Source organism: Vibrio sp. 10N.261.52.A1, from assembly GCF_002876325.1.
Classification (GTDB): domain Bacteria; phylum Pseudomonadota; class Gammaproteobacteria; order Enterobacterales; family Vibrionaceae; genus Vibrio; species Vibrio chagasii.
On record NZ_MCYD01000226.1, the window covers coordinates 1 to 6,833 of the forward strand.

At 42.8% G+C, this 6,833-nt stretch carries 6 protein-coding genes; 3 read left to right on the plus strand and 3 right to left on the minus strand.

What is annotated here, in order from left to right:
- Nucleotides 1–66: 66 nt before the first annotated feature.
- Together serC and BCT81_RS02940 are read right to left on the minus strand one after the other, a co-directional pair.
- Complete coding sequence (gene serC / locus BCT81_RS02935) at nucleotides 67–1,161, minus strand: 3-phosphoserine/phosphohydroxythreonine transaminase (RefSeq protein ID WP_102423194.1); 1,095 nt, start codon at nucleotides 1,159–1,161, stop codon at nucleotides 67–69.
- Nucleotides 1,162–1,324: 163 nt separating this feature from the next.
- The gene (locus BCT81_RS02940) at nucleotides 1,325–2,587 is read right to left on the minus strand and encodes a DUF945 family protein (protein ID WP_102423195.1); all 1,263 of its coding nucleotides are present in this window, start codon (nucleotides 2,585–2,587) and stop codon (nucleotides 1,325–1,327) included.
- A 184-nt stretch (nucleotides 2,588–2,771) separates the two neighbouring features.
- Between BCT81_RS02940 and BCT81_RS02945 the strand changes: the two genes are divergently transcribed.
- The 3 genes from BCT81_RS02945 (at nucleotide 2,772) to BCT81_RS02955 (ending at nucleotide 6,041) form a co-directional block, all read left to right on the plus strand.
- Nucleotides 2,772–4,715: an ATP-binding protein gene (locus tag BCT81_RS02945; protein ID WP_102423196.1), complete on the plus strand. Its 1,944-nt coding sequence runs from the start codon at nucleotides 2,772–2,774 to the stop codon at nucleotides 4,713–4,715.
- Nucleotides 4,708–5,205: a response regulator gene (locus tag BCT81_RS02950; protein WP_102423197.1), complete on the plus strand. Its 498-nt coding sequence runs from the start codon at nucleotides 4,708–4,710 to the stop codon at nucleotides 5,203–5,205. The genes BCT81_RS02945 and BCT81_RS02950 overlap by 8 nt, the downstream gene beginning before the upstream one ends.
- Before the next feature lie 293 nt (nucleotides 5,206–5,498).
- Entirely contained in the window at nucleotides 5,499–6,041 is a 543-nt protein-coding gene (locus BCT81_RS02955) for a hypothetical protein (protein WP_102423198.1), read from the plus strand.
- A gap of 140 nt (nucleotides 6,042–6,181) precedes the next feature.
- On the opposite strand, the gene BCT81_RS02960 is transcribed toward BCT81_RS02955, so the two are convergent.
- Nucleotides 6,182–6,763: a TfoX/Sxy family DNA transformation protein gene (locus BCT81_RS02960; RefSeq protein ID WP_004741568.1), complete on the minus strand. Its 582-nt coding sequence runs from the start codon at nucleotides 6,761–6,763 to the stop codon at nucleotides 6,182–6,184.
- Nucleotides 6,764–6,833 lie beyond the last annotated feature (70 nt).

Genomic DNA, 6,833 nt, shown 5'->3' on the forward strand with positions numbered 1-6,833 from the left:
AAAAAAAAAAAAAAAAAGGGGAGCCGTTAGCTCCTCTTTTAAATGTTTAATCTCGGGTAGACAGATTTAAGCGTATTTCTCTTCGAAATCTTTCATGAAGCTGACAAGCGCTTGCACACCTTCTAAAGACATCGCATTGTAAAGTGATGCTCTCATACCACCTACAGCTCGGTGACCTTTCAGTGACTTAAGACCAGCAGCGTCAGCCAATTCTAAGAACTTCGCATCTAGCTCAGGTTTCGCAAGTTGGAACGGTACGTTCATTCTTGAACGGTTTGCTGCGTGCACTTCGTTCTTATAGAAATCAGAATCGTCGATCGCGTTGTAAAGTAGTGCTGCTTTTTCTTGGTTCACACGCTCCATAGCTTCAACACCGCCTTGAGCCTTCAACCATTTGAAAACAAGACCAGACAAGTACCAAGCGTAAGTTGGTGGCGTGTTGAACATAGAGTCTTTTTCAGCCAGCACTTTGTAGTTAAGAATGCTTGGCAATACGTCATTTGCAAGATCAAGCAGATCATCACGTACGATAGCGATACAGATACCCGCAGGGCCAATGTTCTTCTGCGCACCGGCATAAATAACACCATATTGAGACACATCGATCTTGCGAGACAAGATGTTAGATGACATATCAGCAACAATAGGCTTGTCGGTTTGTGGAAGTTCACTGATCTCAATGCCATCGATGGTTTCATTCGGGCAGAAGTGAACATAAGCCGATTCAGGATCGATTTTCCAGTCTTTTGCTGGCACCACAGCAGCTTTACCATCGACTGTCGTTTTTGCATTGAACACATCGATTTCACAGTACTTACTTGCTTCAGCAACCGCACTTTCAGCCCAGTAGCCCGCATCAATGTAAGTTGCTTTTGTTGCATCACCAAGAAGGTTTAAAGGCACAGCGGCGAATTGAGCACGAGCGCCCCCCTGACAGAACAGAACTTTGTAGTTGTCTGGGATGTTCAGAAGATCACGTAGGTCTTGCTCAGACTCATCGGCAACTTTAATAAATTCTTTGCTGCGATGGCTGATTTCCATAACGGAAGTGCCTAAACCGTTCCAATCAATGAAGTCAGCTTGTGCTTGTTTCATTACTGGCTTAGGCAAAGCCGCTGGGCCAGCACTAAAATTGAATACGTTATCTAATGTAAGTTCCATGGGGATGATTGCTCCTGCTAAATAATAACTATGCAAGTAATACCATGTTTTACTCAACATAAAAACAACAAAAGAGGTCTTATGACCTCTTTTGTTTCGTACAGTACAAAATCTTTAACTTAATGCGCTAAATTGCCCTATGAGTATTCTTGCCTACTCAGTTTTATTGAACAAAAGCCGGCATAAGTAGTGCAATTAGTGGAATTTCTTGTCCATTTTCAAACACTAGGTTTCCATTTTTTAGGTCAGCGCTGATTTCGTAACCCTTGTCCGTTTCTTTGATCATTTCCATCACGATCAACTCATCGATACCTTCACGAATGAATGGGTACTCTTCTACAAGCCCATTTGAGAAACTCGAGTGAAGATTACCCGTTAGTGCAGGCATAATCATTGACGGGTTACTGCTGATGTTTTCTGTACCTTCAGGAACACTCACCAACCACTTCGATTCAAACTGGCCTTTGCCTAACTCTAGTGACATGTTGTTCATTGAAAGGTCGAAGCCCTTAGCAAACAGAATGTCGATGAATGGGATGATCTCAGCAACGTCTTCTTGTGTTAGAACAGGATTAGACTGGTAAATCTCAAAGATTTTCTCGAACGACTCGCTATCGAGTTTAGACATTTCGAAATCAACGTTTAAGTTGTTCACTTGCCCTTCACTCGTCTCGATATTAGCGATATCCAGTTTAAGGTTGCTGCGTAGACGCTTAGTTGCTTCATCTAGGTGAGATTCAAAGTCATAGGTTGAGTTCTCGATAGTCATAAATGGCTGCATTGCCGAATCTGAAATCAAGAAACTATCAATCGTGAAGTTCTGCGTGCCTAGCCAGTAACCTTTAGCTTGTTGGCCTGAACCCGTACCTTTCAGGTTTGACAGTGTCACCTCTTCACCCGTTTCAAAATCGATTTGAACAGAAGGGATAGAAAGCTGGTAATCCACTTGGCCTAAGACAGTAGCGTGACCGCTCAGGTTCGATTTAGTGATAGACACCGAGGTGCCATTCTCATCAGTACCTTGATGATTGAATTGGCTTAGCTCGAAGTCGAAATCCGTATTGCCGTTCAGCTCTGTGCTCGTCGTTAAAGTCAGTGGCAGGATGTCTGCATTGTCTAACGTCGAAACAGCGTTAAGGCTAACCAAACCATGGCTAACCGCACTATTAACGACAAACTCACTTGCTAAGCCATCAATCGCAAGTTGTTCTTTTAAGTTTTCATCCGTCACAGTGATGCGAGTGGTTACATTAGAAGAAAGGTAACCTCTATCGTACTCAACGATCTCAGCTTGAATGCTCGAATTGTTAAGTTTTGCAACGCCATCAGTAATCGCATTTTGTCCAATTTGCCCAACCGCTAGAGGCCAACAAAGAGCCAATGAGATTGCGCCGCCAATTGCGCCAATTTTTCTTAACTGTTCCATGAGTTCTCTTTCTACATGTGTTTGTTTTTTTTCAGTCTAACCCATCAGTCGCAAACAAGAAACATTGAGTTAAATCAGTCTATTGCTCGATACTTCAAATCACTCAGCAAATTAACGGCTAGCTCTCATCCTTAATCAACAGTTCTTGCTAGGCTAGAAGCGTTGCGACTACTAAGGGGAAACTGTGAATCAATACGCTGTTATCTGTTTGGACAATAATCCAGTTAGCATCGAGCGCATCCGTACGGAATTAGCTCCGTTGTCTCGTGTGTTCGATATCTACACCGCCGAGAACATTGAAGATGCGCACCACGCATTGGAAGACATCCATGACAACCACCAAACGGTCGCTTTGGTGATCACTCACCATCACTCTGAATTTAATGGCGTGCAGTTTCTTATTGAACTTGAACAGCTTCCTCATAGTAATACTGCTAGAACCATTTTGGTCAGCGCGTCGTCAGACATTCAATCCATTCTAACAGCGGTAAACGAAGGCAGGCTGAATCACTGCCTAACGAAACCGGTTCAGGATAAGGTTCTCTTCAAGTCGGCTCAAAAGGAGCTGACGTCTTTTGTTATCCAATACGACTCTGAAAACCTGTTGTCTTATAGTGATGCGTTAGATCAACAGCGCTTATTAAGAGCACACATAGAACAAAAGATTCAATCTTTTCAATCAGGTTTTATTCACGATTACCACCAGCTCTCAGACAATGCGCTCGCTGAACGTGTCTTCAATGCCTTGCAAGAGGTCTTCTCTAAAGATGACAAGACCAGAGCGATTCGCGATTACTCACCAGAGCATTTGTTAACGGTTGAAGGAGAAGATAATCGCTTCTTGTGGTTGATCATTGAGGGTGAAGTCGCTCTCTACAAGAAAGATGAATTAGGACAGCAGCGAGAGGTCGTGCGTCACTCTAAAGGCAACATCGTTGGTGGAATGTCATTTGTGACGGGCGAACCTTCTTTCTCTACTGGGATCACTCTCACCCCAACTCGAGTTATTAAACTTGATAAAGAGAGTTTTGCTCAGGTGATGCATTCCAATAATACTTTGCTGCCTTTGTTTACTAACCTACTGCTCCGTCATTTTAATCGCCGCTTACAACGTAGTATCACCAACAAAATCAAGCTTCAACAAACACTTGAATCACTGGAGTCTGCACACCAGCAATTGATTGAAAAAGAGAAAATGGCCATGCTTGGGCAACTTGTCGCTGGTGTCGCGCATGAGCTTAATAACCCCATAGCGGCAATTATGAGAAGTATTGAAACGCTATCAGAGCATCTAGACCAGATACTCGAGAACCTCGCAGTTCCCGAATCCAATAAAGGAACAGAGGTGCTGGCGTGTTCAAAATTAGCCAAACCGCTCTCCACTTCTCAGGAGAGACAACTGGTAAAACATTTAGCATCGACCATAGATGATCGTGCCCTAGCAAAAAAAGCGGTGAGATTGAATTTAAGCCAAGATGCTAAGGTTTTAGAGACCCTAAAAGAGTCCCCTGTTGCGGGTAAAGAGTTACTCAACGACTTAGAGCATTACCATTACGTCGGCAACTCTATCCGATCCATTCAAGTTTGTAGCAAGCGCATTGCCGACATGGTTAAGAGCCTAAAAAGCTATGCACGTGAAGACGATGAGCTTCGCCATTACACAGACATACACGAAGGCATCGAAGACACTTTGGTGATCTTTGAAAACCGCTTAAAACACCATCAACTTGAAAAGCACTACGACACCAGCTTACCCCCTTTGCTCTGCCAATCACTGGCGTTGCAACAAGTCTGGACCAACCTTCTTTCTAACGCACTCGATGCCATTCCAGAGCGAGGCAAGGTTTCTATCTCCACTTCACAACAGAATAAAGACAATCAAACGTTTCTAGTGGTGCAGATATCAGACACAGGCATTGGAATCGCTAAAGAAGACATTCATTCTATTTTCAACCCTAATTTCACGACCAAAAAAGAAGGTAACTTTGGTTTAGGGATTGGGTTATCTATTTCTCAACAGATCGTTTCGGCCCATCAAGGATTTATTTTGGTGGAGTCTGAGGTTGGAAGCCACACTCACATGCAAGTATGGCTGCCGTTCAAACAAGAAGGAGCACCTCATGAATAAGTACTTAATTTTATGTGTCGATGATGAACCAGAAGTGCTCAATAGTGTGCTTCAAGATTTAACGATGTTTGAAGATAATTTTGTGGTTGAGGGCGCAGAATCAGTGGATGAAGCCAAGCAAGTGATTAAAGAGATGGGACAAGGTGGTATTCAGCTCGCTCTGATCTTGTGCGACCACATCATGCCGGAAAAAACAGGTATCGATTTTCTTATAGAACTTAACCAGCACGACTCTACAAAGCCTACGCGCAAGCTGCTGCTCACCGGGCAAGCGGGGCTTGAAGATACGGTAACGGCCATTAATAACGCGGCCCTCGATTTCTATATTTCGAAACCTTGGCAAGGTGATCAGCTCAGAGATACCATTACTCAGCAGCTAACCGATTACGTAATTGCCAACGATAAACAGCTACTGAATTGGACTTCCATTCTTGATACAGAGCGCATCCTTACCTCGATGGCAGACAAGCGCACAAGCTTTGGAGAATAACGTTAACAATTAACGTTTGAAGGGCAATGAGATAAACAGCAGTCAATATAAGACGCCAATGGATACATATAAAATTTGGATGATTTACTCATCTCGTTTTCTTATTTGCTCTAAAACATGAGATCTACGTAGCAGACTGACCCTTAATTTGTTTATTTTTTAACTAAATGATTAAGGATTTACATTTTAATGGATTACTTTTCCGTGAGTTAGATTAAACTATCTCGATGTTTATGGTTTGTCGATTTCTCTCAAGCCAAAGGAATTAACACTAATAAAGGTTTACGGTCGTTATGCGCAAAATACTACTTACTACCGCTATGCTGTTGGCTTCGAGCCAAGCGCTAGCTGTCGAAGAACAACCACAAGTAATGAGCAACTTCAGCTACGATTACTTCGAAGCACGTATCGGTGCTAGCCCTGTTACATTTGGTGGCGCGTTCAGTAAGTCTATCCACCCGAATGCTCACGCAATTGCGCGCATTGATTCAGAATTTGAAAGTGATTTCGACTCTGCTGTTGGTCTTGGTTTCCACGCTCCAATCAACAACTGGGCTGACTTAACAGGTGAAATGCTAGCGCGCATCGTTCAACCTGAAAATACAAGCTCTACTGACATTGGCATGGAAGTGAACATTGGTGTTCGCCAATGGCTTGGTCCACAACTAGAAGTTGGTGGTAAAGGTGGTTACGTTTCTATCGATGACAACGATGATTGGATCGGTTCTGTTTACGCACGTTTCCACTCTACAGAGCTATTCTCTATCGGCGCTGAAGCTCGTATCAACGACTTCTACGGTGATCAGCTAATGTTCACAGCTCGCTTCAAGTACTAATACTTAGCTGACGAGTTCGAGCCTTCGGGTTCTAAGAGAATACTCAGTCTCTTTAGTCGAGACACAAACAAAAAAACCGAGGATTTATTCCTCGGTTTTTATTTATAAACTGTAACTTCAAGCATATAAGGACGACTTCTTTAGTGGCAGCTCTTTAGTAATTGCTGCTTGCGTGGTTCTTGTAATAGTTTCCAGTGGATACCATCAATCGCACCCGCGAATTTCCAAAGTAGTTTTAGGTCAACATCGTTTCCGTACGCTTTGCGAACCTTATTAAATACTTCTGGTGCGCCTAACTGCATAAACATAGAAACATCGTCGACACCCGCCTTTTTCACCATGCGCTCTAACGTAAGCTGCATGTTAGGAAGATCTCTTAATCTACGGCTAGCAGATGACTTCTTGAAGCTGCGCTGCTGAATTGAATTATCGATAGAAGTACGAATAATGCTATCCAATTCAGGATGTTCGCATGTGAACAGGTCAGTAATATCGTAGTAATTTACGGTTGCTGTTGTCTGTTTTTTCACATGGCGATACTTTTCACAATCAAGATCTGCCAGTTTTTTATCTAATGACTTACCACCTCTAATGAATAAACAACCTTCACTCAATAAGGCAAACATAGCGTCATTTTGAAAGAGGCCAATACCTCCGAACATAGAACGTTTTTGATGCTCACCAAATTGATTCACGTAATTAATAAATGCTGTCTCGGTCATATCCGTTGATCCTTAATCAAATTACCCCGATTAGGTTGATCACCAGACAAGCAGCTTTTTATGCGAAAAT

Excerpts from the sequence above, each read along its gene's own strand:
- BCT81_RS02940 (WP_102423195.1), bottom strand. The coding sequence starts at position 2,587 with ATGGAACAGTTAAGAAAAATTGGCGCAATTGGCGGCGCAATCTCATTG.
- BCT81_RS02960 (WP_004741568.1), bottom strand. The coding sequence starts at position 6,763 with ATGACCGAGACAGCATTTATTAATTACGTGAATCAATTTGGTGAGCAT.
- BCT81_RS02950 (WP_102423197.1), top strand. The coding sequence starts at position 4,708 with ATGAATAAGTACTTAATTTTATGTGTCGATGATGAACCAGAAGTGCTC.
- BCT81_RS02955 (WP_102423198.1), top strand. The coding sequence starts at position 5,499 with ATGCGCAAAATACTACTTACTACCGCTATGCTGTTGGCTTCGAGCCAA.
- serC (WP_102423194.1), bottom strand. The coding sequence starts at position 1,161 with ATGGAACTTACATTAGATAACGTATTCAATTTTAGTGCTGGCCCAGCG.